The 24,989-nt window shown below is 66.1% G+C and carries 27 protein-coding genes; 20 read left to right on the top strand and 7 right to left on the bottom strand.

Annotated features, from left to right (window positions below):
• The 9 genes from scpB (at position 1) to OCW50_RS12880 (ending at position 8,228) form a co-directional block, all read left to right on the top strand.
• Positions 1–720: an SMC-Scp complex subunit ScpB gene (gene scpB, locus OCW50_RS12920; protein WP_262267612.1), complete on the top strand. Its 720-nt coding sequence runs from the start codon at positions 1–3 to the stop codon at positions 718–720.
• Complete coding sequence (locus tag OCW50_RS12915) at positions 717–1,841, top strand: ABC transporter ATP-binding protein (protein ID WP_262267613.1); 1,125 nt, start codon at positions 717–719, stop codon at positions 1,839–1,841. The genes scpB and OCW50_RS12915 overlap by 4 nt, the downstream gene beginning before the upstream one ends.
• Before the next feature lie 57 nt (positions 1,842–1,898).
• The gene (locus tag OCW50_RS12910) at positions 1,899–2,141 is read left to right on the top strand and encodes a twin-arginine translocase TatA/TatE family subunit (RefSeq protein WP_262267614.1); all 243 of its coding nucleotides are present in this window, start codon (positions 1,899–1,901) and stop codon (positions 2,139–2,141) included.
• A gap of 73 nt (positions 2,142–2,214) precedes the next feature.
• Complete coding sequence (tatB, locus tag OCW50_RS12905) at positions 2,215–2,847, top strand: Sec-independent protein translocase protein TatB (protein WP_262267615.1); 633 nt, start codon at positions 2,215–2,217, stop codon at positions 2,845–2,847.
• Complete coding sequence (tatC, locus tag OCW50_RS12900; protein ID WP_262267616.1) at positions 2,844–3,647, top strand: twin-arginine translocase subunit TatC; 804 nt, start codon at positions 2,844–2,846, stop codon at positions 3,645–3,647. The genes tatB and tatC overlap by 4 nt, the downstream gene beginning before the upstream one ends.
• 105 nt (positions 3,648–3,752) lie before the next feature.
• A complete protein-coding gene (gene serS, locus OCW50_RS12895) occupies positions 3,753–5,114 on the top strand; it encodes a serine--tRNA ligase (RefSeq protein WP_262297799.1) in 1,362 nt (453 codons plus the stop codon).
• Between the two features lies 1 nt (position 5,115).
• Positions 5,116–5,880 (top strand): 5'/3'-nucleotidase SurE, encoded by a 765-nt coding sequence (surE, locus tag OCW50_RS12890; protein WP_262267618.1) that lies wholly within the window; start codon positions 5,116–5,118, stop codon positions 5,878–5,880.
• Between the two features lie 13 nt (positions 5,881–5,893).
• Entirely contained in the window at positions 5,894–6,577 is a 684-nt protein-coding gene (locus OCW50_RS12885; RefSeq protein ID WP_262297798.1) for a protein-L-isoaspartate O-methyltransferase family protein, read from the top strand.
• Positions 6,578–7,175: 598 nt separating this feature from the next.
• Positions 7,176–8,228: a M23 family metallopeptidase gene (locus OCW50_RS12880; protein ID WP_262297797.1), complete on the top strand. Its 1,053-nt coding sequence runs from the start codon at positions 7,176–7,178 to the stop codon at positions 8,226–8,228.
• A gap of 113 nt (positions 8,229–8,341) precedes the next feature.
• On the opposite strand, the gene OCW50_RS12875 is transcribed toward OCW50_RS12880, so the two are convergent.
• A complete protein-coding gene (locus OCW50_RS12875; protein WP_262297796.1) occupies positions 8,342–9,217 on the bottom strand; it encodes an ATP-binding protein in 876 nt (291 codons plus the stop codon).
• Between the two features lie 317 nt (positions 9,218–9,534).
• Here OCW50_RS12875 and yajC point away from each other — a divergent pair, with 317 nt between their 5' ends.
• The 5 genes from yajC (at position 9,535) to OCW50_RS12850 (ending at position 13,751) form a co-directional block, all read left to right on the top strand.
• A complete protein-coding gene (gene yajC / locus OCW50_RS12870; protein WP_247654589.1) occupies positions 9,535–9,867 on the top strand; it encodes a preprotein translocase subunit YajC in 333 nt (110 codons plus the stop codon).
• Between the two features lie 90 nt (positions 9,868–9,957).
• Positions 9,958–11,565 carry a protein translocase subunit SecD gene (gene secD / locus OCW50_RS12865; RefSeq protein ID WP_262267622.1) on the top strand — a complete coding sequence of 536 codons (1,608 nt, stop codon included), beginning with the start codon at positions 9,958–9,960 and terminating at the stop codon, positions 11,563–11,565.
• A 12-nt stretch (positions 11,566–11,577) separates the two neighbouring features.
• Positions 11,578–12,516, top strand: coding sequence for a protein translocase subunit SecF (gene secF, locus OCW50_RS12860; RefSeq protein ID WP_262297795.1), 939 nt, complete (start codon positions 11,578–11,580; stop codon positions 12,514–12,516).
• Positions 12,517–12,520: 4 nt separating this feature from the next.
• A complete protein-coding gene (locus OCW50_RS12855) occupies positions 12,521–12,907 on the top strand; it encodes an Mth938-like domain-containing protein (RefSeq protein ID WP_262267624.1) in 387 nt (128 codons plus the stop codon).
• 1 nt (position 12,908) lies between these two features.
• Entirely contained in the window at positions 12,909–13,751 is an 843-nt protein-coding gene (locus OCW50_RS12850) for a phytoene/squalene synthase family protein (protein WP_262267625.1), read from the top strand.
• Positions 13,752–14,013: 262 nt separating this feature from the next.
• Here OCW50_RS12850 and trmFO read toward each other — a convergent pair whose 3' ends face one another.
• Positions 14,014–15,432, bottom strand: coding sequence for a methylenetetrahydrofolate--tRNA-(uracil(54)-C(5))-methyltransferase (FADH(2)-oxidizing) TrmFO (gene trmFO / locus OCW50_RS12845; RefSeq protein WP_262297794.1), 1,419 nt, complete (start codon positions 15,430–15,432; stop codon positions 14,014–14,016).
• Positions 15,433–15,518: 86 nt separating this feature from the next.
• Here trmFO and OCW50_RS12840 point away from each other — a divergent pair, with 86 nt between their 5' ends.
• The gene (locus OCW50_RS12840; protein ID WP_262297793.1) at positions 15,519–16,277 is read left to right on the top strand and encodes a glucose 1-dehydrogenase; all 759 of its coding nucleotides are present in this window, start codon (positions 15,519–15,521) and stop codon (positions 16,275–16,277) included.
• Between the two features lie 102 nt (positions 16,278–16,379).
• Here OCW50_RS12840 and OCW50_RS12835 read toward each other — a convergent pair whose 3' ends face one another.
• A complete protein-coding gene (locus OCW50_RS12835; protein WP_262267628.1) occupies positions 16,380–16,535 on the bottom strand; it encodes a DUF1127 domain-containing protein in 156 nt (51 codons plus the stop codon).
• A 912-nt stretch (positions 16,536–17,447) separates the two neighbouring features.
• Positions 17,448–18,332 (bottom strand): calcium-binding protein, encoded by an 885-nt coding sequence (locus tag OCW50_RS12830; protein WP_262297792.1) that lies wholly within the window; start codon positions 18,330–18,332, stop codon positions 17,448–17,450.
• Positions 18,333–18,620: 288 nt separating this feature from the next.
• On the opposite strand from OCW50_RS12830, the gene OCW50_RS12825 reads away from it, so the two are divergent.
• Positions 18,621–19,451: a hypothetical protein gene (locus OCW50_RS12825; protein ID WP_262297791.1), complete on the top strand. Its 831-nt coding sequence runs from the start codon at positions 18,621–18,623 to the stop codon at positions 19,449–19,451.
• An 82-nt stretch (positions 19,452–19,533) separates the two neighbouring features.
• Positions 19,534–19,854: a hypothetical protein gene (locus OCW50_RS12820; RefSeq protein ID WP_262267631.1), complete on the top strand. Its 321-nt coding sequence runs from the start codon at positions 19,534–19,536 to the stop codon at positions 19,852–19,854.
• Between the two features lie 47 nt (positions 19,855–19,901).
• On the opposite strand, the gene OCW50_RS12815 is transcribed toward OCW50_RS12820, so the two are convergent.
• Positions 19,902–20,186, bottom strand: a complete 285-nt coding sequence (locus tag OCW50_RS12815; RefSeq protein WP_262267632.1) for a porin — start codon at positions 20,184–20,186, stop codon at positions 19,902–19,904.
• A 60-nt stretch (positions 20,187–20,246) separates the two neighbouring features.
• Positions 20,247–20,798: a DUF2231 domain-containing protein gene (locus tag OCW50_RS12810; RefSeq protein ID WP_262267633.1), complete on the bottom strand. Its 552-nt coding sequence runs from the start codon at positions 20,796–20,798 to the stop codon at positions 20,247–20,249.
• Positions 20,799–21,012: 214 nt separating this feature from the next.
• On the opposite strand from OCW50_RS12810, the gene OCW50_RS12805 reads away from it, so the two are divergent.
• Positions 21,013–22,137 carry a GGDEF domain-containing protein gene (locus OCW50_RS12805; RefSeq protein ID WP_262297790.1) on the top strand — a complete coding sequence of 375 codons (1,125 nt, stop codon included), beginning with the start codon at positions 21,013–21,015 and terminating at the stop codon, positions 22,135–22,137.
• A gap of 15 nt (positions 22,138–22,152) precedes the next feature.
• Here the strand turns inward: OCW50_RS12805 and OCW50_RS12800 are convergent, their stop codons facing one another.
• Positions 22,153–23,889 carry a right-handed parallel beta-helix repeat-containing protein gene (locus OCW50_RS12800; RefSeq protein ID WP_262297789.1) on the bottom strand — a complete coding sequence of 579 codons (1,737 nt, stop codon included), beginning with the start codon at positions 23,887–23,889 and terminating at the stop codon, positions 22,153–22,155.
• 539 nt (positions 23,890–24,428) lie between these two features.
• On the opposite strand from OCW50_RS12800, the gene OCW50_RS12795 reads away from it, so the two are divergent.
• Both OCW50_RS12795 and OCW50_RS12790 read left to right on the top strand, forming a co-directional pair.
• On the top strand, positions 24,429–24,644 hold the full coding sequence (locus OCW50_RS12795; RefSeq protein ID WP_262297788.1) for a DUF6894 family protein: 216 nt from the start codon (positions 24,429–24,431) through the stop codon (positions 24,642–24,644).
• Positions 24,645–24,724: 80 nt separating this feature from the next.
• Positions 24,725–24,940, top strand: coding sequence for a DUF6894 family protein (locus OCW50_RS12790; RefSeq protein WP_262297787.1), 216 nt, complete (start codon positions 24,725–24,727; stop codon positions 24,938–24,940).
• The last annotated feature ends 49 nt before the right edge of the window (positions 24,941–24,989 follow it).

Below are 24,989 nucleotides of genomic sequence, written 5' to 3'. Positions count from 1 at the left end.
ATGCTGCCCGACATGCAGGACGATACCGGCCCCACCCCCGAGACCGAGGCTCCCGAGGTCAGCCACGTCCCCGATCACGGCGAGGCCATGCGGATCGCCGAGGCGCTTCTGTTCGCCGCTCCCGCGCCCCTGAGCGCAGAGGAACTGAGAGGCCGGCTGCCGGAGGGCGCCGACGTGGAGAGGATCCTCCAGGACCTGACCGAGTTCTACGCGCTGCGGGGCGTCAACCTCGTCCGGGTGGCCGGCAAATGGACCTTCCGGACCGCGAGCGACCTGTCCTTCGTGCTCGCCCGCGACGTGGTCGATCAGCGCCGGCTCTCGCGCGCCGCCATGGAAACCCTCGCGATCATCGCCTATCACCAGCCGGTGACCCGCGCGGAGATCGAGGAGATCCGCGGCGTCGCCACGTCCAAAGGGACGGTCGATACCTTGTTGGAGACGGGTTGGATCCGGCTGAGGGGGCGCAGGAAGGCGCCCGGCCGCCCCGTGACCTATGGCACGACGCCCGGCTTCCTGGAGCATTTCGGGCTCGACGCCATCGAGGATCTGCCGGGTCTCGAGGAGCTCAAGGGTGCGGGCTTCATCGAAGGACGCGTTCCCTCCGACCTCTCGGTGCCGACGCCTTCCGACGCGGAGGCCCTGCGCGAGGACGAGGATCCGCTCGAGGACGATCCCCTCCAACCCCTGGACATGCACCAGACCGAGGCGGATCAGGAATGACCGAAAGGCCCGCTGCGTCGGCCCGCGACCGATTCCGCCTGCCCCGATGGGGGCAGCGGGGCACGGCGGGTGCGTCGATCCCGGCCCAGCTTACCTTCGAGACCATCGTCCAGGCCTACGATACGCAGCGCGCCCTCGACGGGGTCTCGCTCACCATCGAGCCGGGGGAGATCATCTGCCTGCTGGGTCATTCCGGCTGCGGGAAGACTACCCTGCTGCGGATCGCCGCGGGGGTCGAGGCGCCGACCTCCGGCCGCGTGCTCATGGACGGGCTCGAGGTCACCGGCCCGCGGGCTTTCGTGGAGCCGGAGCGAAGGGGCATCGGGCTGATGTTCCAGGATTACGCCCTGTTCCCGCACATGACGATCCTGCAGAACATCATGTTCGGTCTCAAGGACCTCTCGGCCGCCGAGGCCGGGATCGCCGCCCGGCGTGCCCTGTCGCGCGTCGGACTCGAGCATTATGCCGGGGAGTACCCCCATACCCTGTCCGGCGGCGAGCAGCAGCGGGTGGCGCTGGCGCGCTCGATCGCCCCGCGGCCCGGCGTCCTGCTCATGGATGAGCCGTTCTCGAATCTCGACCGGCGCATGCGGGATGCCATCCGGGACGAGACCGTCGCGATCCTGAGGGAAACCGGGGCGACGACCATCGTCGTGACGCACGATCCGGAGGAGGCGATGCGGATCGCCGACCGGATCGTCCTCATGCGGGCCGGCACGATCATCCAGCAAGGCGACGCCGAGGAGATCTATCGGCGTCCGGCCAATCTGTTCGCGGCCCGCTTCTTCTGCGATTTCAACGAACTCGAGGGTGTAGTGCGGAACGGCCGGGTTTCGTCTCCCGTCGGGCTCTTTCCGGCGCCGCATCTGGCGGACGGTCCCGCGATCGTCTGCGTGCGGCCCCAGGGGGTGAGGCTCAAGCCGGCGGGCTTCTGCCTCCCGGGACGTGTGGTGTCCCGTCGCTTCCTCGGCGAAGTCGATCTCCTGCACATTGACGTGCCGGGGCTCGATCGTCCGCTCCAGGCGCGCATTCACGATCCCGCCGGTGCGACGGAGGGACAGGATGTGGGCATCGAGATCGATACGAAGGATGTCCTTGTTTTCGCCGCCTCCGACGCATAGGTTGGCGACGAGTTCATATTGAAAGACCGCGCCTTTTCGGGCGCAGGAGGAATTGCCATGGGTGGCACGAGTATTTGGCACTGGATCGTCGTGGGTCTGATCGTCGTCCTGCTGTTCGGACGCGGGAAGATCTCCGACATGATGGGAGACGTCGCGAAGGGCATCAAAGCCTTCAAGAAGGGCATGTCCGAGGACGATACCCCGGCAAAGCCGGTGCAGCCGTCGGAGCCCGTCCGGACCATCGACCATCAGGCCGGCGCTCCCACGAGCGCCGCGACGACGGACCACAAGGTCGGCTAAGCTTCGTGCGCCGCCGCCATTCGCGGCGTGTCAGTACGCGTGAGTACGTAAAGGGCAGGTTCGAGGCCACGTCATGTTGGACATGAGCTGGGGTGAGATCATGGTGATCGGCGCCGTTGCGCTGATCGTGATCGGCCCGAAGGATCTGCCCAAGGCCCTGAGGACCGTCGGGCAGGTGACCGGAAAGCTTCGCCGCATGGCGGCGGAGTTCCAGGGCCAGTTCAACGAGGCCATGCGCGAGGCCGAGCTCGACGAGGTCAAGAAGCAGCTCCAGGGCGTGAACGAGTCCGTCACTTCCATCGGCAGCACGAACTTCAACCCGATCCAGACGATCCGGGACGAGCTGAAGACGTCGATCGAGGCGCCTGAGAAGGCCCCCGAGCCGGCGACAGGGCCGGATGCCGCGCCCGTGCCGTCCGATCAGCCGGTGTCCCCCGAACAGCCGGTGCTGGTGGCCGACGTGCCACCGCCTGCTCCGGCGGCTTCCGACGCAACGGTCCAGGCCGTCGTGGAGGGTCGGGCGCCGGATCCCGAGGATTCGCGTCCTGCGGATCCGCTCGTCGACCTGCCGACGCCCCCGACGGTCGATCCTGCCGCCGAGATCGCCGAGTCCCTGCGCCGCGAGGCGGAGTACGAGGCCCAGCAGGCGGCCCTCGCCGAACAACTTTCAGAACAGCCCCGAAAAGCGGACGCAAAAGCCGGATGACCACCGCCGTTGAAGAGGATGAGGTCGAGGCATCGCGCGCGCCTCTGATCGAGCATCTGACCGAGTTGCGCTCGCGCCTGATCAAGGCGCTTGTCGCGTTCGTCGCGATGTTCTTCGTCTGCTTTGCCGCCGCCAAGTACATCTACAACGCGCTGGTCTGGCCCTACGTCCTGGCGGTCGGCTCGCCCGAGAGGGCGCATCTCGTCTATACCCACGGGCTCGAATATCTGTTCACGCAGATCCAGGTCGCGGCCTTCGGTGCCGGTTTCCTGGCTTTTCCGATCATCGCCATCCAGGTCTACAAGTTCGTGGCGCCAGGCCTCTACAAGAACGAGCGCCGGGCCTTCGTGCCGTATCTGATCGCGACCCCGGTCCTCTTCGTCATCGGGGCGGCCTGCGTCTATTTCATCGCCATGCCGCTCCTCATGCGCTTCTCCGTGGGGATGCAGCAGCTGGCCACGGATACCAGTCCCAGCATCGAGTTCCTGCCCAAGGTCAGCGAGTACCTGTCGCTGATCATGACGCTCATCTTCGCGTTCGGCATCTGCTTCCAGCTTCCGGTGGTCCTGACCCTTCTGGCCCGGGCCGGGATCATCGATTCGCAATTCCTCAAGGATAAGCGCCGCTATGCCGTGGTCATCGTGTTCGTGATCGCGGCGGTTCTCACGCCGCCGGACGTGATCAGCCAGTTCGCCCTTGCGGTCCCCACCTTGCTTCTTTACGAGGCATCCATCTTCTCCGTCACCATGGTCGAGAAGAAGCGTGCGGAAGCCGAGGCCGCGCGCGCGGCAGAGGAGTAGGGGCCTCGACGAGGTCCCTCGCACCGGCCGCCATCCTCGGCAAGAGTTGAAGGGGCGGTCTTGTTCTGACGGGCGGGACTGCCTGACGAAGCAGGTCCTGATCCCATGCACGACATCCGTTCCATCCGCGAGAACCCCGCGGCTTTCGACCAGGGCCTCCGGAACCGGGGCATGGAGCCCCAGTCCGCGCAGCTGATCGCCCTCGACGACCGGCGCAAGAGCGCCGTTTCCGCCCTCCAGACCGCTACCGAGCGCCGCAATGCCCTGTCCAAGGAAATCGGCCAGGCCAAGGCGAAAAAGGACGAGGCGCGGGCCCAGGAGCTGATGGCCGAGGTCGCCAGGATCAAGGAAACCACGCCGGATCTGGAGGAGGCGGAGCGCGCCGCCGAAAAGGCCCTGTTCGAGGCCCTGGCGGCGATCCCCAACATTCCCAAAGAGGATGTCCCGGTCGGAGCCGACGAGCACGGCAACGTGGAGCGCCACCGCTTCGGCACGCCGCCGACGCTCAACAGCGCCAAGCAGCACTTCGAGCTCGGCGAGGCCCTCGGCCTGATGGATTTCGAGACGGCCGCGAAGCTCTCCGGCTCGCGCTTCGTGGTGCTGAAGGGCGCGCTGGCCCGGCTCGAGCGGGCGCTCGGACAGTTCATGATCGACCTGCACACGACCGAGCATGGCTACACGGAAGTCAATCCGCCGCTGCTGGTTCGCGACGACGCGATGTTCGGCACGGCGCAGCTGCCGAAATTCGAGGACGACCAGTTCTGGGCCTTTCCCGGCAACACGTTGGAACAGGTCGTGCAGGCGGCGCTCGAGGGTCGGCCGCCGGAGGCCATCGGCCGGATGATCAAGGACACGCGCTATGGCATGATCCCGACCGCCGAGGTCACGCTCACCAATCTCGTCAGGGAGCAGATCCTTTCGGAAGAGCAGCTTCCGCTGCGCTTCACGGCGCTGACGCCGAGCTTCCGCGCCGAGGCCGGCTCCGCCGGGCGTGACACCCGCGGCATGATCCGCCAGCACCAGTTCGTGAAGTGCGAGCTCGTCTCGATCACCACGCCGGAGACGTCCGCCGACGAGCACGAGCGCATGCTCACGAGCGCCGAGAACGTGCTGAAGAAGCTGGAGCTCCCGTTCCGCACCATGACGCTGTGCACCGGCGACATGGGCTTCTCCTCGACCAAGACCTACGACATCGAGGTGTGGCTGCCGGGGCAGGGCATGTACCGCGAGATTTCGAGCTGCTCGGTCTGCTCGGATTTCCAGGCCCGCCGCATGAACGCGCGCTACCGCGCCGCCGGCGAGAAGCAGCCGCGTTTCGTGCACACGCTCAACGGCTCCGGTCTCGCGGTCGGCCGCACGCTCGTGGCCGTTCTGGAGAACTATCAGAACGAGGACGGCAGCGTGGCGATCCCGTCGGCGCTGCAGCCCTACATGGGCGGGATGAAACGAATCGAGCGTCAGGCCTGACATGCGCATTCTCTGCACCAACGACGACGGCATTCATGCTCCCGGCCTGAAGACCCTGGAGGCGATCGCCCGCAACCTGTCGGACGACGTGTGGGTCGTCGCCCCCGAGACCGATCAGAGCGGCGTCGCCCACTCCCTGTCCCTCAACGATCCCCTGCGCCTGCGCGAAATCTCGGAGCGGCACTTCGCCGTGAAGGGCACACCGACGGACTGCGTGATCATGGGCGTGCGCCACCTCATGCAGGACGCGAGGCCCGATCTCGTTCTTTCCGGGGTCAACCGGGGCCAGAACGTGGCGGAGGACGTGACCTATTCCGGCACCGTGGCGGGGGCCATCGAAGGTACGATCTTAGGGCTTCCGTCCATCGCCCTGTCCCAGGCCTACGGACCCGGCACGCGCAATGCGCCGCGCTGGCACTGCGCCGAGCACCACGGCCCCAAGGTCGTGCGCCGCATCCTCGAGGCCGGCATCGACAAGGGTATCCTGGTCAACGTCAATTTCCCGGATTGCGAGCCCGACGAGGTGGAGGGAACGTCGCTCGTCAACCAGGGGCAGCGCACGCAGGAGCTCCTGCGCCTCGACGAGCGCCGGGACGGACGCGGCAACCCTTATTTCTGGATCGCGTTCGAGCGCCGGCCGTTCACGCCCGGCAACGGTACCGATCTGTGGGCCATCGCTCATCGGCGCATCGCCGTGACGCCGCTGCGGATCGACATGACCGACGAGCCGACGCTGACGCGCTACGCGCAGGCTTTCGGCCGATGAGGGTGCCGGCGCGATGAACCAGGACATGCCGTTCCTGCCTGATGCGGAGGCCCGCGACGAGCAGGAGGCGATCGGTGCTGCGTCGTTCATCCTGTCCTTGCGCGCCAAAGGCATCCGAGACACGGCGCTGCTGCGCGCCATGGAACTCGTGCCCCGCGAGGTGTTCGCCCCGCGCCGCTTCACCGATCTCGCCCGGACCGACGTCGCCCTGCCGCTGCCCTGCGGTCAGACCATGACGGGGCCGGCGACGGTGGCGGCCATGCTGCTCGCGCTCGGCGTCCAGCCGGGGCAGCGCGTGCTGGAGATCGGGACCGGAAGCGGCTACGTGACGGCGCTGCTGGCGAGGCTCGGAGCCGAGGTTACGAGCGTCGAGCGGTTCAACACCCTGGCGGAGAGCGCCGCGCAGCATCTCAAGATCGTGGAAGCGGGCAAGGTCCGGCTGGAGGTGGGCGACGGATTGGCGGCGCGCGTCCGGGATCGCTTCGACCGCATCCTGCTCAACGGCGCACGGCCCGAGATCCCGCAGGCCGTCACGTCTCTCCTCGGTCCGGGCGGCCGTCTGATCGGCGCCCTCACGAAAGAAGGCGTCCCCCATCTCGTGCGGATCGAACGCGACGCGGACGGCGCCCTGATGCAGACGATCGGGGCGGCCTTGCGCATTTCGCCTCTCGTCACCGGCATCGCGGCGACTCTCTAGCGCACCGTGCGAAAAAGTGGACCCGGTTTTTCGCGTCGAACGGTGCGCCACTTGAAGGGTTGAGCATCGGATCCGATCCCAAAAGTGGATTCCACTTTTGGGTCCGATGCTCTCGCGCACCGTGCGAAAAAGTGGACCCGGTTTTTCGCGTCGAACGGTGCGCCGGCCAAGAGTGGAGCATCGGACAATCGGGATCACCGGGACGAGCCCGGTGATGACGTGAGAGGGTGGTGCGGGCCGGTGATCACACCCACCCACGTCATGGCCGGCCTTGTGCCGGCCATCCCGATGGAGACAAGCGCCGAGCCTCACCGCATCGAGATCACCGGGACAAGCCCGGTGATGACGTCGAGGGGAGAGACGGCTATGCCGATTGTCCGATGCTCGAGGCATCGCGCCGAAAACATGTCCACTTTTCGGTGGGTTCCAACCCAACCGAATTTTTTTCGGACAAGGTTACGGGAATCCGCGCAACGTCAACCGATGCTTAACCTGAACAGGCTTTTAATGGCTTCATCGAGTTGCGTTCGGTTGGGGTTGAGTGATGCGGTTGCGTGTGTGTTCTGGGCATTGGGTTGCGGTGTCGCGGATCGCCTTGGTGGGGTTGATCGGCAGTGCGGCGGCGGCCTGCAGTACCGATAGTGCACGGTTCGCCGAGAACCCGTTCTCCAACCCGTTCGCGGCCAGCGAGCGCATGGACGCCACCGCGTCGTCCTCGCCGCAGCCGGCGCCGTCCTACGCTCCGGCCCCGATGCCGACGCCGTCGGTTCAGGCCCAGGCCCTGCCGCCCGTGCAGTCCCAGCCCCTGCCGCAGCCCACCCGCATCGCCGCCGCTCCCGCACCGATCCAGCCGCGTCCCGTGCCGGTCGCTCACTCGGTCCCGGCGCAGCCGGCCAGCCAGCCGAAATTCCGCCTCGTCGACACGTCCAGGACTCCGGCCGCCGCCACGCCGGTTGCCGCCGCCGAGCCGGTGAAGCGCGTTCGTCCGGGCATGACGACGACCGCTCAGGCTCCGGCTCCGGCCGCGCCGGCTTCCGCCAAATCCGCCCCGATGCAGGTCGCGTCCGCCACGAACGAGCCGCTGGTGTCCGCCCCGAAGCCTCTGGCGCCCGCCCCGAAGCCTCTGGCGCCCGCGCCGAAGCCGGTCGTCGAGCAGCCCAAGGTGGCCGCCCTGACCCAGCCCGAGCCGGTGAAGCCGGCCGTCATTCAGCCGGCCGCGCCGGCGCCGCAGCCGGAGGCCGCGAAGGCTCCGGTCGCCGAGCCCGAGCAGACCGCGAGCGTGTCCGGCGATTTTCGCTGGCCGGCCCGCGGCCGGGTCATCGCCGGTTTCGGCGCCAATGGCGGCAACGAGGGCATCAACATCGCGGTTCCCGAAGGCACGCCGGTCAAGGCGGCCGAAGCCGGCACGGTGACCTACGCGGGCAGCGAGGTGAAGGGCTACGGCAACCTCGTCCTGATCAAGCACGAGAACGGCTTCGTCTCGGCCTACGCCCACAACGGCTCGCTCAACGTCAAGCGCGGTGAGCAGGTGAAGCGTGGCCAGGTGATCGCCACCTCCGGCCAGACCGGCAACGTGACCTCGCCGCAGCTCCACTTCGAGATCCGCAAGGGCGCCCAGCCGGTCGACCCCATGAAGCACCTCGGCGGCTGATCGGATCAACGGTTCAGGTCAGCTTTCGCCTATCGAAGCTGGTCGAATGAGGGGACGGTGGAGCTCAGCCACCGTCCCCTTGTCGATTCAGAGCGCCTTGTCAGAGCGCCTTGTCAGAGCGCCTTGCCGAGACGGCCGGCCAGATCCTGGATGAACTGCCAGGCGGTGCGTCCCGAGCGTGCGCCGCGGGTGGTGGCCCATTCCAGAGCCTCCGCGCGGACGGAGTCGCGGTCCGTCTGGAGGCCCAGATGGTCGACATAGGCGAAGACCATGTCGAGATACTCGTCCTGGCTGCACTTGTGGAAGCCGAGCCAGAGGCCGAACCGGTCGGACAGGGAGACCTTCTCCTCGACAGCCTCGCCCGGGTTGATGGCGGTCGAGCGCTCGTTCTCCATCATGTCGCGCGGCAGCAGGTGGCGCCGGTTCGAGGTGGCGTAGAAGATCACGTTGTCGGGCCGGCCCTCGATGCCGCCTTCCAGCACGGCCTTGAGCGACTTGTAGGAGGTGTCGTCCGCGTCGAACGAGAGATCGTCGCAGAACACGATGAAGCGGTGCGGATCGGCCCGCAGCAGACCCATGAGGTCGGGCAGGGTCTCGATGTCCTCCCGGTGGATCTCGATCAGCTTGAGGGGGCGGGCATCGCCCCCCTTGCCATGGTTGATCTCCGCATGGACCGCCTTGACCAGGGACGATTTGCCCATGCCGCGGGCGCCCCAGAGCAGGGCGTTGTTCGCCGGCAGGCCCCGCGCGAAGCGCTGCGTATTCTCCGCCAGTTGGTCCCTGACCCGGTCGATGCCGCGCAGGAGGCTCATCTCGACCCGGTTCACCTTCGGCACGGGGGAGAGCCTGCGGCCGGCCGCCTGCCAGACGAAGGCATCGGCTCCGGTGACGTCGGCGTGAGCCGCGGTGGCCGGGGTGAGGCGCTCCAGGGCCTCGGCGATCCGCGTCAAAAGCGCCAGGGATTCGGGGGAGGTGATGTCGGCGGGCATGGGATCTGACTTCAAGAATAAGTGAGGCAAGGAAGGCGTGCTTAGCGCATTTTTCGGCGAAGGGGGATCCGGCTCGGGAGCAAAAAGGCGCCTCCTGAAGGGAGAGGCCGGATCGGGGTCGCGGACCCGCCGCGCTGCGAAACCGGCCATGCGCCCGACGGGGGGAGGGCGGCAACCCCGCAGGAGCCTTGGGAAAGGCCTTCAACTTCATTGATTTCGGCGAGTCGATGGGTATAGTCCGCCACGCTTTGTCATCCCGTCCGGCGCGGGTGGGCCCCAATCGGGCCTGCCACGCGCCTTTATCCATGGAGAGCCGCTTGTTCATTTCACCTGCCTTCGCACAAGGGGCCCCGGCCGGGGGCGGAACGGAGATGATCCTTCAATTCGTCCCGTTCATCCTCATATTCGTCATCATGTGGTTCCTGATCATCCGTCCGCAGCAGCGCCGGGTGAAGGCCCACCAGGAGATGATCAAGAACGTCCGCCGCGGCGATACGGTCGTCACGTCCGGCGGCATCATCGGCAAGGTGACCAAGGTTCTCGAGGATTCGGCCGATGTCGAGGTCGAGATCGCCGACGGCGTGAAGGTGAAGGTGGCCCGGGCCATGATCTCCGAGGTCCGCTCCAAGAGCGAGCCGGTCAAGGCCTGATGTGACAAAAGGCCGGCCCTTCCCTTTGGGACGAGGGCCGGTTCGCCGCTCCAGAATGCGGCCAAGTGAGTGAGAAAGGTTGAGCTGACGATGCTGCGCTTCTCGAGGTCGAAGATCATCGCCACCGTGGCGATCATTGTGATCGGCCTGCTTCTTGCGGTTCCGAGCACGATGAATCGCGAGCAGCGTCAGGCTTTCCTGAACGCCGTCCCGAGCTGGGTCCCGTCCTGGCTCGTTCCGTCCCGCGCCATCGTCCTGGGCCTGGACCTGCAGGGCGGTTCGCACGTCCTGCTCGAGGTCGACGCCCAGGATCTGCTGCGCGGCCAGGTCACGATCCTCCGCGACGACGTCCGCCGGATCCTGCGCGACACCCGCGTGTCGTCCCAGAACGGCATTCAGACGGTCCAGCGCGGCGTGCAGATCCGCGTGCCCGATGCCGCGGACCGCGACCGGCTGCTGCCGCGCCTGCGGGAGCTGGCCCAGCCCATCGGCAACGCCGTGATCGGCCAGAGCGGCAACAACACCATCGCGATCAACACCACCCCCGACGGGGTGATCACGCTGACCTACACGGATGCGGGCATCAACGAGCGCGTGCGCCGCGCCGTCGACCAGTCCATCGAGGTCGTCCGTCGGCGTATCGACTTCGGCGGCACGACCGAACCGAGCATCCAGCGCCAGGGCGCCGACCGCATCCTCGTCCAGGTTCCCGGCCTTCAGGATCCGCAGCAGCTGAAGGCCCTGCTCGGCGAGACCGGCAACCTCGAGTTCCGCCTGTTGGCCCAGCCGGGCGCGACCGACGTCGACCTGCTCCCCATGGAGGATGCCGGCGGACAGCGCGTTCCCGTCGAGCGCCGGGTGATCGCCGAAGGCGGCGACCTGACCGATGCCCAGCCGGCCTTCGACAGCCAGACCCGCCAGCCCATCGTCAATTTCCGCTTCAACATCCGCGGAGCCCAACGGTTCGGCCAGGCGACCACCGAGAACCTGGGCCGTCAGCTCGCGATCGTCCTCGACAACCGGGTCATCTCGGCCCCGACGATCCAGTCGCCCATCACGGGCGGCTCCGGCCAGATCTCGGGAAGCTTCACGGTCGAGCAGGTCAACAATCTCGCCGTCCTGCTCCGCTCCGGCGCCCTGCCGGCCAAGCTGACCATCGTGGAGGAGCGCACCGTCGGCCCCGGCCTCGGACGCGACTCCATCGAAGCCGGCAAGATGGCCACCTATGTGGCGGCCATCTTCGTGGTGATCTTCATGTTCGCCACCTACGGTATCTTCGGCCTCATCGCGAACATCGCGCTCCTCGTCCATGTGGGCCTGATCTTCGGTCTCATGTCCGTGCTGGAAGCGACCCTGACCCTGCCGGGCATCGCCGGCATCGTGCTCACCATCGGCACGGCGGTGGACTCCAACGTGCTCATCTACGAGCGCATCCGCGAAGAGGTGCATGCCGGACGGTCGATCGTGTCGGGCATCCAGGCCGGCTTCGACCGGGCCTTCGCGACCATCGTGGATTCGAACAGCACCATGGCCATCGCGGCCGTGATCCTGTTCTTCCTCGGTTCCGGCCCCGTGCGCGGCTTCGCCGTCGTGTTCATTCTCGGCATCCTGACGACGGTGATCACCGCCGTCACCCTGACGCGCATGATGATCGCGCTCTGGTATCAGTGGATGCGTCCCAAAGCCCTTCCGTTCTAAGGAGTGCGTATCGTGCGCCTCATCCGCCTCTGGCCCGAAAACTCCCATTTCGACTTCATGCGCCTGCGGCGCTTCTCGTTCCCGCTGTCGGCCCTGATCTCGGTGGCGACCGCCATCGTGCTGATGACGGTCGGGCTCAACTTCGGCATCGACTTCAAGGGCGGCACGCTCATGGAGATCCAGGCCAAGTCCGGCCAGGCCAACGTCGCCCAGATCCGCCAGACCGCCGAGAGCTTCGGCTTCGGCGACGTGGAGGTGCAGGAATTCGGCGGCTCCGGCGAGGTCTCGCTGCGCTTCCCGATCCAGTCCGGCGGCGAGGCCGCGCAGACGGCGGTGGTGCAGAAGGCCCGCGACACCTTCGGCAACGAGTACGATTTCCGCCGGGTCGAGACGGTCGGCCCACGCGTGTCGGGCGAGCTCGTTCAATCCGGCACCATTGGCATCGTGCTGTCGGTCATCGCAGTCCTGTTCTATCTCTGGTTCCGCTTCGAGCGGGAGCTGGCGGTGGCGTCGATCATCGGCACGCTCCATGACATCGTGCTCACCATCGGGTTCTTCGTGATCACCCGGCACGAGTTCAACATGACGTCAATCGCCGCCATTCTCACCATCGTGGGCTACTCGCTCAACGAGACGGTGGTGGTGTTCGACCGGACCCGCGAGCTGATGCGGCGCTACAAGGCGATGCCGGCGGAAGAGCTGTTGAATCTCTCGATCAACACCACCATGTCCCGAACGATCATGACGGCGACCACGACGGCGCTCTCGCTCCTGGCGCTGGTCCTCTTCGGCGGGCAGGCGATCCAGGGCTTCGCGCAGGTCATGCTCTACGGCGTCGTCATCTGTACGTATTCGGCGATCTGCATCTCGTCGCCCATGCTGATCTATATCGGTCTGCGCGGGTCGGAGACCGTCAAGGTGCCGGAGGGCAGGGCCGCCGCAGCGGAGTAGGACCATGAGCGATGGTCGCCTCTACGACGGCTTCCTGCCGGGACGCTATCCGTTCGACGCCTACGGCAACGGCGGCTTCCGCTTTGCCGACATGTCCCATCGCGGATCCCTGCTCGCCCTGCCGTCGGGCATCAGGGCGTGGCCGGTCGGCTCCGTGGCCGAGCTGACCGACGAGGCGCTCGATCCGGTCTTCGCGGAGGCCGATGCCATCGATCTCCTGCTCCTCGGCACGGGCACCGACATCGCGGCCATTCCGGCGTCCTTCCGCACGCGCTTCCGCGAGGCGGGGATCGGTCTCGACGTGATGCAGACGGGCGCCGCCGCGCGCACCTACAACATCCTGCTCGGCGAGAACCGCAAGGTCGGCGCCGCCCTGATCGCCGTTCCCTGACATGGCGGACGCAATTGCCAACTTCGCCCATTGCGAAGCGCTCGTGCGCGAGGCCGATCCGGACCGCTACTGGGCGAGCCTCTTCGCGCCTGCCGAAAAGCGTCCGCACCTCTACGCGCTCCATGCCTTCAACTTCGAGGTCGCCCGGGTCCGCGAGGCCGTGCGCGAGGCCCTCGTCGGCGAGATCCGCCTGCAATGGTGGCGCGACGCCCTCCAGGGCGAGGCGCGGGGCGACGTGCGGGCCAACCCCGTGGCGGCTGCGCTCGACGACACCATCGTCCAGTTCCGCCTGCCCCGTCAGTCCTTCGTCGACCTGATCGATGCCCGGATCTTCGATCTCTACGACGATCCCATGCCGAGCTTGAACGATCTCGAGGGCTATTGCGGCGAGACCTCGTCGAGCCTGATCCAGCTTGCGAGCCTCGTCCTGGCCGACGGATCCAATCCGGGCACCGCGGATGCGGCCGGCCATGCGGGCGTGGCTTATGCCGTCACCGGGCTTCTCCGGGCCTTCCCGCATCATGCGCGACAGGGGCAGGTCTACATCCCGGCCGATCTCCTGGCCCGCCACGGGGTCGTGCGCGAGGATATCGTGACCGGACGCGGTGGGCCCGGTCTCGAAGGCGCCCTGGCCGATCTCCGCGCGGTCGCCCGCAGGCACCTGGAACAGGCGCGCAAGCTGCGCGCAACGGTTCCCGACCCGGCCAAGCCGGCCTTTCAGCCGATCGCCCTGGTCGAACCGTATCTCAGGGCCATGGAACGGAAGGATTACGATCCGTTCCACACGCCCGTGGACCTGCCGCAATGGCGGCGGATCTGGGCGCTCTGGCGCGGGCCGTTCTAAAGCATCGGACGTGAAAAGTGGACTTGCACTTTTGGGATCCATCCGATGCTTTCTTCTTGGATGAGAGCATCGGGCGTGAAAAGTGGACCCAGGTTTGGGATCGGATCCGATGCTCCCCTCTTGGCTGTGGCATCGTCGAGTGCGGCCCGCTTTCGTCCGCACGATGCGCTCGGCGGTCTTCCGATCGAGATCACCGGGACAAGCCCGGTGATGACGTGGGAGGATGAGGCACCCGGCTGGCGCCACCCTCCAGGGGCCCGGCTTACTCCGCGGCGGCGGGCAGAACCCCGCCCGACAGCCAGGCCGCCAGATCGGCCCTGGCCCTGTCCGTCAGCGCCTTCTTGCGGGCGACGGCCTTGGCGGGGCCGCGCAGGCGCTTGCCGTCCTCGGCCTTCGGTGCTTGGGCCAGCGGCGGAAAAAGCCCGAAATTCACGTTCATGGGCTGGAAGGAGCGCGGCCCCTCGTCGATGGTCTCGATATGCCCGCCGGTGATGTGGTTGATCAGCGCCCCGAGCGCCGTGGTGTGCGGCAGGGGCTCCATCGGCCGGCCGAGCCGCTCGGCGGCGGCGAAGCGTCCGGTCATGAGACCGACGGCGGCGCTCTCCACGTATCCCTCGCAGCCGGTGATCTGGCCCGCGAAGCGCAGGCGCGGCATCGCCTTCAGGCGCAGGGTCGGATCGAGGAGCTTGGGCGAGTTGAGATAGGTGTTGCGGTGGATGCCGCCGAGCCGCGCGAACTCGGCGTTCTCCAGGCCCGGGATCATGCGCAGGATCGCGGTCTGCGCGCCGTATTTCAGCTTGGTCTGGAAGCCCACCATGTTGAACAGGGTCCCGAGCGCGTTGTCCTGGCGCAGCTGCACGATGGCGTAGGGCTTCCTGTCGGGATTGCGCGGGTCGGTGAGGCCGACCGGCTTCATGGGGCCGTGGCGCAAGGTCTCGCGGCCTCGCTCGGCCATGACCTCGATCGGCAGGCAGCCGTCGAAATACGGCGTGTCGGCCTCCCATTCCTTGAACTCGGTCTTGTCGCCGGCGATCAGCGCGTCGACGAAGGCCTCGTACTGCTCCCGGGTCATGGGGCAGTTGATGTAGTCCTTGCCGGTGCCGCCCGGTCCGACCTTGTCGTAGCGCGACTGGAACCAGGCGACGTCCATGTCAACGGACTCGCGATAGACGATCGGCGCGATGGCGTCGAAGAAGGCGAGCGACGTCTCGCCGGTCAGGCTGAGAATCGCCTCGGCGAGAGCCGGCGAGGTGAGGGGCCCGGTGGCGACGATGACGGAGGACCATTCCTCCGGCGGGAGGCCGGCGATCTCGCCCCGCTCGATGGTGACGAGAGGGTGCGCTTCGAGCGTGGCCGTGACTGCGTTCGAGAACCCGTCGCGATCGACCGCGAGCGCGCCGCCGGCCGGAACCTGGTTGGCGTCGCCCTTGGCCATGATCAGGGAGCCGAGCGTGCGCATCTCCTGATGCAGCAGGCCCACCGCGTTGGTCTCCGGGTCGTCCGAGCGGAAGGAATTGGAGCAGACGAGCTCCGCCAGCCCCTCGGTCTTATGGGCGTCAGTGCCCCGCACGGGGCGCATCTCGTGAAGAACGACCGGCACACCCGCCTGGGCGATCTGCCAGGCCGCTTCCGAGCCGGCAAGCCCGCCGCCGATGACATGGATGGGTTCGATGGTGCTCATGATCATTCTCCCGAGCGGCTTTGTTGACTCCATGGGGAGCGCTGGTCAAGTTGAGCCGAATTACTTTTGGGAAGGCTTAGAACGTCATGCAATCCAGACGCCCCGTCGTCCTTATTACAGGTGGAAGCCGCGGCATAGGGGCCGCGGTGGCGCAGCTCGCCGCCGCGCGCGGCTACGATGTCGCCATCACCTACCGGTCCGAGCGCGAATCCGCCGAACGGGTGCTCGAGGCCTGCCGCGCGTCGGGAGCGTCCGCGGTGGCGTGCCAAGGCGACGTCGCCGTGGAAGCCGACGTGGTGCGGATGTTCGACGAGGCCCAGTCCGTCCTGGGCCCGATCTCCCATGTGGTCAACAACGCGGGCATCACCGGCAAGTCGAGCCGGCTGGAGCAGGCTTCCTCGGACGCCATCCGGGCCTGCATCGACGTGAATGTCCTGGGGGCGATCTGGGTGGCCCGGGAGGCGGCGCGACGCCTGTCCACCAGCCGGGGCGGAGCCGGCGGCGCCATCGTCAACATCTCGTCCGTCGCGGCGAGCCTTGGCAGTCCCAACGAATATGTCTGGTACGCGGCCTCCAAGGGCGCGGTCGACTCGCTCACCATCGGGATGGCGAAGGAGCTGGCCAGCGAGGGGATCCGGGTCAACGCGGTCTCGCCCGGGATGACCATGACGGACATCCACGAGCGCAGCACCCAGGATGCCGGCCGGGTGGAGCGCATTCGGCCCCACATCCCCATGAACCGGATCGGGGAGCCGGAGGAGATCGCCGAGGCCGTGCTGTTCCTGATGTCGGACGCGGCGTCCTACATCGCCGGGGCCAACCTGTCCGTGTCGGGCGGCCGCTGAAGCCTCTGAGAGGGCTTCAGACAGGCGTCCGGACAGGGCTCCAGACAAGCGAAAGCCCGCCGGGAGGCGGGCTCGGGCCTTTTGCTGCGATGCAGCAGAAATTTACGCGAGAGCGTTCTGGCGAGCGATGCTATCGATCTGGAAGCGGGAGATGCCGAGGTCATCGAGCTCGCGGTCGGAAAGCAGCGACAGCTCACGGACAGTCTCGCGATAACGCATGTAAGCGCGGACTTTAGACAGGATGTACGATACGAACATGGGAAGCTCCTAACAGTGACCGGCCCCTTTGACCGGTGGCCTTTGTTCTTGCGTTTGCAGAGCGGATATAAGTGTGTGCGCTGCAAAAGAGGAGTGGTGATAATGTAGGTCTGTTATGCTTTAGTAGCATAACGTCCTAATGCCACGTTAACCGATGTGCGGCTCAGGAATGGCTGCTTGCCCAGGCTCCCCGGCAGGGCAAAAGGAAACGGCCCTGTTTCCAGGGCCGTCGTGATGGCTCCTCGGGGTCCGACGCAGCCGAGCGCGTGGTGCGGCGAAAGCGGGCCACTTTTCACATCGGATGCTCTAGGCCCGCGCCACACACGGATCGCGCTCCACCGTCCCCTGTCATGGCTGGGCCTGTCCCGGCCATCCCGATCTGGTGAGGTGCGGCGCGTCTCGGAAGCGGGATCACCGGGACAAGCCCGGTGATGACATGGAGACGGTGGCAAGGGCCGGTGACAATACCCTCCGCACGTCATGGCCGGGCCTCGCCTTCCTGCCGCCCTCCACACGTCATGGCCGGGCTTGTCCCGGCCATCCCGATAAGGTGAAGCGCGGCGCCTTACGGAAGCGGGATCACCGGGACAGGCCCGGTGATGACGTGGAGAGTGGTGTGAGCGGGTGACAACACCCTCCACGTCATGGCCGGCCTTGTGCCGGCCATCCCGATGCGGAAAAGCGCCGCGTCTCAAACAAGCGGGATCACCGGGACGAGCCCAGTGATGACGTGGTGGTGGATCGGCCGAGCGATCAAGACAGGGGCACGGACAAGGGGACAGCCAAGAGTGGAGCATCGCACGGGAAACCTGGGCCCGCTTTTCACGTCCGATGCTCACTTCCTGAAGCGGCGCATCGTTCGGCGCGGACCCAGCGGGCCACGCCAGCGGCCCTCCGGGTCCGTCCGATGCTCTAGAAGATGAAGAAGTCGGCCTTGGAGAGGTTCAGACCGGCCTTCAGCTGAGCGAACTTCACGGCCGCGACGCCGCCGATTCCGTCGGCATCGTAGAGCAGGGCGCCCGTCTGCTTGTTGTAGATGATCCGGTCGGAGGCATCGCGGGCAGCCGGCCCGGTCGTGAAGGCCGCCGCCGAGAGCCAGCCGTCGCGGCCCGCCCGGGTGAAGACATGGCCGTCGAGCATGATCGTGTCGTCGCTCGGCCGGAAGTCCGTGATCTTGTCGACGTTGCTTCGGGTCGGCCGCTTGTCGAAGACGAAGTAGTCGTTGCCCGAACCTCCCGTCAGCGTATCGTTGTCCGAGCCACCGCTCAGGTAATCGCTCCCGGCCCCGCCGCTTACGACGTCGCGGCCGGCACCCCCGTACAGGTCGTCGTCTCCCGAGAGCCCATAGAGATCGTCCTCACCGGCGTCGCCGTACACGATGTCGTCGCCATCGTAGGAAAGGACGGCGTCGTCGCCCGATCCGCCGCGGATGACATCGTCGTAATCATTGCCGTAGAAGGTGTCGTTCCCTCCGTTGATCGTCACATACCAGGCATAGCCCTGAAGCTCGTCGACGGTCGTGTGGAGATCGAGATCTTCGATGGACAGGATGGTCTGGCCGAAGTTTTCGTAGACCAAGTCGTCGATCACGACGGTGTAGCCGTCGCTCCAATAGCGGGCGGTGAAGGAGTCGACGATCGGACTGCCGTCGATCTCGTACTCGGCGACGGCGCCGTCGTCGTAAACGAGATCCGTTGTCACCGAGGGATCAGCCCCGATGAACGCCCAGCCCGAGCTGTCGGTGCTGGCCATGTTGAAGCCCACACCGGCTGCGTTGAACGCCTTGAAAATCGCCATGACTGCCCGTCCCGATGAAACCACGATAGCGCTAAGCTATGGCCATGACCATGAACTTAAGCTGTATCGCGCTGACGAGCATTGTTCATCATGATGGTAAAGAGTTGATTGACGGTTGCGGCGGGCCGCTCCTGGCGGACGCTCGAGAGATCTGGACATTCATGTTCTTGAACGTTTGTTCATCTTCGCCCCGCCGTCGCATGATAAGATCCGTTACTTAAAGTTATTGGGAACAGTCTCAACGGGTTGGCGTTCATCTCCCACCTTTACTGTTATGGAGATGGTTCCGTGAAGAAAATCGCTCTCGGTGCCGCCCTTCTCTTGCTGAGCAGCGCGGCCTACGCCCAGACTTCGACGCAGACGAATACCAACAGCAACACCAGCACGTCCTCGCAATCCTCCTCGGATTCGAACCAGATGCTGCGCAACCAGTCCGGCAGCGGCAGCCGGGCCCAGACGGAGACGACCGGCGCGACCCGGACCGAGCGCTCCGGGGCTCAGATCAATGTCCGGGACCGTGAGGAATCCGGTACCCGCGTCGGCATCGAGACCCGTGAGCGCTCCGGCGTCTCCGTGCGGTCCCGCACGGTGCACGAGACCGATGAGCCAAGCGTGTCGGTCACCCGCCGCCGCAGCGTGACGACCTACGAGGAGCCCGACACGGAAATCCATCGCACGGTGGTGAAGAAGAAGCCCACCAAGAAAGTGGCCGTGAAGAAGACGAAGCGGACCAACAAGGTCGTCTCCAAGACGCGTCGCTACCATGTGGTCGAGGAGCAGCCGGTCGAGGTTCGCCGCCGGACCGTGCGCCGCTACGAGGAGGTCAACGAGCCGAGCGTCTCCGTGAGGAGCCGCACGACGGTTCGCCGGACCCAGGACACCTCGCCGAGCGTCGGCGTATCGGTCGAGCAGCGTCGCTCCAATGACGTGAATGTTTCGACCAGCCGGACCCGGTCGAGCGCTCCCGAGACGACGGGAACCGTGTCGACGCGCAGCCGGACGGACATGAACGGCAACGCGGGCAGCGGCAGCTCGAACTCGGGCAGCAGCTCGACGAACATGCGCCTGCCGCAGCAGGGCGGTTCCTCGTCCCAGGGCGGCAGTACCCCGAACCAGTAAACTCAACACCGGCGAGAGCCGGGAGGGGAATCCGGACCAGGATCCCTCTCCCGCCTTTGATCGGAGTTCCGGAGAATCGACGATGAAGAAACTCTTGGTATCAGTAAGCGTAGCCCTTCTGGCCGCAACGTCCTTCAGCGGTGCGGTGGATGCCCGCCCCGGGAAGAGCAGAGGCCACGCCTATGGGCATTACAAGAGCCACCAGGCGCCCCGCTACTACGTTCAGCGGCGACACAACAACAATGCCGCCATCGCGGCCGGGGTGACCGGTGCGATCCTCGGCGGAGCGCTTGCCGCGACGGCCCGGCCCGCATACCGGACCTATGAGAGGCCGGCCTACCGGACCTATGAGGCGCCACGGCGCAGCTACTACCGTGAAGAATACTACGACGACGGGTATTGATCCGGTTCGAGCGGGGCGCCTTCGGGCGCTCCTGTCCCATCGGTCCGTCAGCGACGCTCGTTTCCCACCGAAATGAAGGCTCGGGCCGGCCCATATTCGGTCTGCTTCCTCACATCGAGCTGCACGCGCCCGCCTGCCCGCGTCCCGTAGGTGTCCGCGGATCGGGCGCGTGACGATCCCACCACCGTGTCTGCTCTCACGCGGCCGCTGACGCGCACACAGGTGTCGGACGCCTGCAGCATCGCGAAGCCCGGCGGGCATGCGGTTGCCGCCAGCGTCGGGCCGGGGGTCGCAAGGCTGACGTAAAGAAGGGCGAGGGCGCATCGCTTCATGACGGGCTCGAATGTAGCGGCCCAAGCCCGGCCGTGGCAAGGCGAGCCGCCCCGACGGGATCACACGTCCGATCCCGTCTTCCGCCGGCCATAGGATGCGGCGACGTCCGCCCGGTCCACCTCCACATGGAACTGCTCGGCCTTCGGGCCATAGTCCCGGATGGCCCCGATCCCGTAGCGGTAGGAGAGCTCTCCTCCGAGCCAGCCGCTGAACAGGAGGAGGGCGGTCTGGATGCCGGACAGCCAGAGGCCCCATCCCTGAGCGCCGGCCGCCGGATCGTCGAGGCGAACGCCGACATTGACGAGGGCCAGGGCGACCACCACGAGATTGGCCACCATGTGGGCCCAGGAGACCCAGACGTTGCGCACCCGGTCGATGGTCACGAAATCGATCAGGCCCGGCACGGCGGCCACGAGGGCGGTGACGATTCCGGCGATCAGGAGCCAGTAGGACACCTGCGCCCAGAATGCATCCTGGGTGGCCATGAAGGCGATGTCCGTTCCGAACGCCCCGATCAGGAAGGCCACGGGAAAGACGATCAGCATGTGGTGAAGGGGGTGGCCAGCGATGGCGGCCGTGCTCTGGACGCCATGACGGTGATACAGGCCCATGAAAGTCTCCCTATCCGATATCATATCGCGTCAGGACCAATGCCGAGGAAAATCCTTCGTTCCAGGCGCTTCCCGTCGGGTCCGCCCGATCCGCCGCAGGGCGGGGTTCTGGACATCGGCGGACGGATGGGAGATAGCGTCACATGCATCCCTAGGGATGGGTCGTCGGGGTTCCTCTGCGGCTTTCTGGTCGAACTCTACGGCAGCCTCTCCGATGGTCCTTGATCCTGCCACGCTCACCGTTGCCTTCGTGCTGCTTTCGGCGGTGCTCGGAACGTTGTTGCTCTTCTCCTGGGTGCTGAATCGCAGGGTCAGGGCGCTCGCCTGGTGGGGCAGCGCCTTCTGGCTCATCGCCGTCGGGATCGGATCGGCCAATCTGGCCCACGGACAGCCGGCTTACGCAATCCTGCTCGTGGCGAATGCCCTGGCCCTGCTGTGCTATGGGGTTCTCTACACGGGATGCCGGGTCTTCAACGGCCGCCCCGTATCTGCGACCGCGATGATCGCCGGGGTCGCGGTCTGGATGGCGGCATTTCCCTTCATCTACAGCTCGCACGGCTTCCGGCTGATCGTCGCGTCCCTGATCACCTTCGCCTATTCGATGCTCTCGGCCTGGGAGCTCGGTCGCCATGATGCGCGACCGCTGGCCTCCTCGCGGGTCTCCGTCCTGCTTCTGCTGGCGCTGGCCGTGTTCAATCTGTCCCGGGGAATGCTCGGGATCGGCCTCACCTCCGTATCGTGGATCGACACCTTCGCAAGCCGATGGTCGCCCTCCATGGCGCTCCTGCTGGTCATGTTCGGGCCGACCCTGGCCTTCATGTTTCTGTCCATGGCCAAGGAGAGCGTCGAATCCGAGTACAGGCAGGCTGCCCTCGTCGATGCGCTGACCGGAGTTCCGAACCGGCGCGCCTTCATGGAGAATGCTGCCCGGCTCCTCGGGCGGCTCGGACCCAAGCCGGCGTCCTGTCTCCTGTTCGACCTCGACAACTTCAAGGCCATCAACGACCGCTTCGGCCACGATGCGGGCGACCGGATCCTGACCATCTTCGGGGAGGTGCTGGCGGCGCATCTCCCGCAGCAGACCTACGGCCGGCTCGGCGGCGAGGAATTCGGCGCGATCCTGGCCGGCGGTTCCCGGGAGGCCGCTCTCCTGGCGGATCGAATCCGCCACGCCTTCGCGGCCGACGGGGCCGCCTCGCTCGGCGGCCAGGGCGTGGCAACCGTCAGCGTCGGCTGCATCACCGATACGGGAGCCGACGCCGGTGCGCTGCTGCGGCGGGCCGATGCCGCGCTCTACCAGGCCAAGCGCGGCGGCCGCAACATCGTCATCGCGGCCTGACGGGCCGCCCCGGTCTCACACGACGAAGAAGTCGTGGTAGGTCAGGGCAAGGCCCTTCTTGAGCTGGGCGAACTCCACCGGCTTGCGGGAACCCGAGCCGTCGGAATCGTAGGAGAGAACGCCGGTCTTCCTGTTGTAGAGGATGTAATCGTCCGGATCCCCGGCCCTGGTGCCGACATGGAAGAAGCCGGCATCGAGCTTGGCCGGGTTCGCCGAAGAGCCTGGTCCGAGCTTGCGGAAAACGGCGTTGTCGAGCCAGATGGAATCGTCCTTCGCCGAGTAGTCGAGGATCGTGTCGAAGTTGACCGTGCGATCCGTCCTGAAGTTTCCGAGCTTGCTGTCGAAGATGAAGACGTCGCGGCCCGCGTCGCCGCTCAGGATGTCGTTGCCGGCGCCGCCGCTGAGGCTGTCGTGCCCTTTGCCGCCGGAAACGTAGTCCTTGCCGGCATCCCCATAAAGTTTGTCGTTTCCGCCATCACCGGATACGTGGTCGTTGCCGCTCCTTGCCCGAATGGTGTCATTGCCCGAGCGCCCGCTCAGGTCCTCATCAAACCCCGTGCCCTTGAACGAGTTGGATCTCGCGGATCCGATCCAGGTCTGCTTCGATGTGAAGATGGCGCCTGAATCCGTGCCCGATATCGCGTTCCCGACGAGCCGGATGAAGGTGTTGCCCCCTGCGGTGTTCGTGGGCTCCTCGCGGATCCCGTAGCGTGCATCGACCGCTCCGTCGGAGTAGATCGTGTTGTTCAGGATCTGCGTGTTCGACGAGTAGTAGGTCAGCCCGGTCGTGGAATCGACCCGCATGCGGATGCTGATCTCGTCGAGCTGGTTGTCCCCGACCTGAGCGTTGTTGAAGATGAAGCTGTTCTGGACGACGGTGCCCGTGGAGCCCTCGATCCGCACCCCGTTACCCTGGTTGCCGAAGATCGTGGCGCCGTCGACGGTGACGTTGGCCGCCATGTTGAGCAGAACGCCTTCCTTGAGGTTGCCGTAGTACTGACCGCCGACGATCCGGACATTGCTCGGCCAGCCGATGTTCTCGGAACCTCGCTGCACGACCACGCCGGCCGACCCGTTGCCGTAGGCGATGTTGTTCTCCAGGAGCAGCCCGGTCGTCGTCGTGGTGATGTTGAACCCGTGCCGGTCGTTGCCGTAGGCGAGATTGTTCCTGTAGATGCCGTTGACGATGTAATCGGCCACGAACCCGTCGAGTCCGTTGCCGTGCGAGACGCTGCTCTCGATGGTCAGGCGCAGGGTCTGCTCGTGCGGGTCGAAGCCGTAGCCGGAGCAGTTCATCACCTCGATGCGCGCCACGTGGATGTCGCTGTCCTGCCGCGGGCTTCCCGGCTCGACGCCCGTGTAGAAGCCGTCGATCTTGCCGGTCGTGGCGCCGCGATTGCCGTCGATGGTGAGGTCGAACACGCCGACGTTGCTCGTCTCTTCGTTGAAGGGGGTGCGAACCACCCCGGTGATGCTGCCGGCCCATCCGTCCGCCACCTTGAGGATCGTCTGGCCCATGCCCGCACCCTGCAGGGCCGTGCCGGTGAGCATCTCGACCGCGCCGTCGCTCTTGTCGCCGTTGCCTTTGACCAGAAGGGTGCCGGCCGGCAGAACGACCGTGACGCGACCTGCGGTTGGATCGTTGCGGTAAGTTTCGTACGCTTCTTTGACAGCAGCGTTGATAGCGGCCGTATCGTCCATTGCGTCATTGGCTTTCACGCCGTGCTTCGACGCGTCGATAAACAGGGCCATGCAAGCAGTCCTTTTCCGACAAGGGAGGCCAGCCTGCATAACCAGCTTTCGCCGGGTTTGGTCGGGCTATTCCTGAGGATTGACCGGCATCGGAGGTAGTCATCATGAAGGTGCCGGAGACTGGCTCATCGGCTAGGAAAGAACTCTAAGGGTGATGGTCGGCACCATTCGGAGAGCCGGTCCTCCCACTCCGGTCCGCCGCCTCCCGCCGTCAAGCCCGGAAACATTGCTCGCGGCCTCTATTTCAATCGTTGAGAACTGTTATTGGGCACGGGCCGCATCGGCGGCAGATCGTCCGTGCATCGGGATGCGAGGGCCGATTCGCACCCCGGACGAAAGAATGTCGTACGCCCGACGTGGCGCGCTCATCGCCTCGCGGGGCGATCATGCCGATATCGGCACGAAGCGGTCTCGGCCCGTCAATCCGCCCGGTGGCTTTTCCGGCAAAAACGCCTCTCGTCCGCGGCTTTCATAACCTGCGTTAAAGCGCTCAAGCTCGGGTCGTGTAGTTTAGGATGGGACGGAAGCTGGAAGGCCCGATGACCCGCTATCATTTCCATGTTCAGCTTGCGGACCGTCTCATACCGGATCGGGAAGGCGTCGATCTGCCCAGCTTGAGATCGGCCTTCGAACCCGACAACGCGGGGGCCTGTGCCCCCTGGGATGCTCTGCTGAATGCCATCGGGGGCATGCCCGACAGGATCACCGTCATCACCGACGAGGCGGGCCGGATCGTGTTCGTTCTATCGGTATAAGGGCGCTCTCATGCTTCAGACCTGCTGACCCGATCCGATTACGCCCTTGTGCCGAGGTCACCGCGACGGAGGGAAACGAGATGCCTCGTTACTATTTCCATCTCCGCTCCAAGGAGACATTCGTCTGGGATCGGGAAGGCGTCGAATTACCCGATCCCGCCATGGCGTGTGGGGCGGCCGACCGGGCGGTGGCGGAGCTCCGGGGCGGCCTGATGCACGACAGCAGGCACGAGTGCTATTGGATCGTCGCCGTGACGGACGAGGTCGACGAGGTCATTCATGTGGCGTCCGTGTGACGGCGCCCCGAACGGCAGGACTAGGTCCCGATTCCCCGATTGTGCAGTC

The organism is Microvirga sesbaniae, assembly GCF_025460805.1.
GTDB classification, from domain to species: Bacteria; Pseudomonadota; Alphaproteobacteria; order Rhizobiales; family Beijerinckiaceae; genus Microvirga; species Microvirga sesbaniae.
The sequence above is the reverse complement of the archived record's forward strand: the minus strand, read 5'-3'. Positions and strand labels throughout refer to the sequence as shown.